The following is a 1331-nucleotide window of genomic DNA, read 5'->3' on the forward strand; positions in this document are numbered from 1 at the left end:
AGGACGGAGGGGTTGGAGGCGGAGAGTTCGACGTAGGAGCCGACGCCGAAGACGGGGTGGCGTTGCCGGATCTCGATCATTTTGCGGGTCCAGTGCAGGAGGGATCCGGGGTTGTTGACCTGGGCTTCGACGTTGACGGCCTGGTAGCCGTAGATGGGGTCCATGATGACCGGCAGGTACAGGCGGGCGGGGTCGCATTGGGAGAAGCCGGCGTTGCGGTCGGGGGTCCATTGCATGGGGGTGCGGACGGCGTCGCGGTCGCCGAGCCAGATGTTGTCGCCCATGCCGATCTCGTCGCCGTAGTACAGGACCGGTGAGCCGGGCAGGGACAGGAGCAGGGCGGTGAAGAGTTCGAGTTGGTTGCGGTCGTTGTCCAGCAGGGGGGCCAGGCGGCGGCGGATGCCGATGTTGGCTTTCATGCGGGGGTCTTTGGCGTATTCGGTGTACATGTAGTCGCGTTCTTCGTCGGTGACCATCTCCAGGGTGAGTTCGTCGTGGTTGCGCAGGAAGATGCCCCATTGGCAGGATTCGGGGATCTTGGGGGTCTGGGCCATGATCTCGGAGATGGGGTAGCGCTGTTCGCGGCGGACGGCCATGAAGATGCGGGGCATGACGGGGAAGTGGAAGGCCATGTGGCATTCGTCGCCGCCGGCGGCGGGGTCGCCGAAGTACTCCACGACGTCGGCGGGCCATTGGTTGGCCTCGGCGAGCAGGACGCGGTCGGGGTAGAGGCGGTCGACCTCGGCGCGGACGCGTTTGAGGTAGGCGTGGGTTTCGGGGAGGTTCTCGCAGTTGGTGCCTTCGCGGGCGTACAGGTAGGGGACGGCGTCCAGGCGGAATCCGTCGATGCCCAGGTCCAGCCAGAACCGCAGGACCTCCAGCATGGCGTCCTGCACGGCGGGGTTGTCGTAGTTCAGGTCGGGCTGGTGGGAGAAGAACCGGTGCCAGTAGTACTGCCCGCGGACCGGGTCGTAGGTCCAGTTCGACTGCTCGGTGTCGACGAAGATGATCCGCGCATCGGGGTATTTCTCGTCGGTGTCGTCCCACATGTAGAAATCGCCGTACGGCCCGTCCGGATCGGTCCGCGACGCCTGGAACCAGGAATGCTGGTCACTGGTGTGGTTCATCACCAGGTCCGCGATGACGCGGATGCCGCGCGCGTGCGCCTGCTCGATCAGTTCGACGAAGTCGCCCAGTTCTCCGAAGTCGGGGAGGATCCTGGTGTACTCGGAGATGTCGTAGCCGCCGTCTTTGAGCGGTGACTGGTAGATGGGCAGCAGCCACAGGCAGTCGACGCCGAGCCATTCCAGATGGTCGAGTTTGGAGATGAG

1 protein-coding gene is annotated in these 1331 nt (G+C 64.8%); it reads right to left on the reverse strand.

Annotated elements, in window-relative coordinates; all coding sequences use genetic code 11:
* A partial coding sequence (gene treS, locus QP089_RS48670; protein WP_285921434.1) for a maltose alpha-D-glucosyltransferase occupies positions 1–1331 on the reverse strand: 1331 nt, incomplete at both ends.

Source organism: Actinomadura opuntiae, assembly GCF_030283205.1.
GTDB lineage: Bacteria > Actinomycetota > Actinomycetes > Streptosporangiales > Streptosporangiaceae > Spirillospora.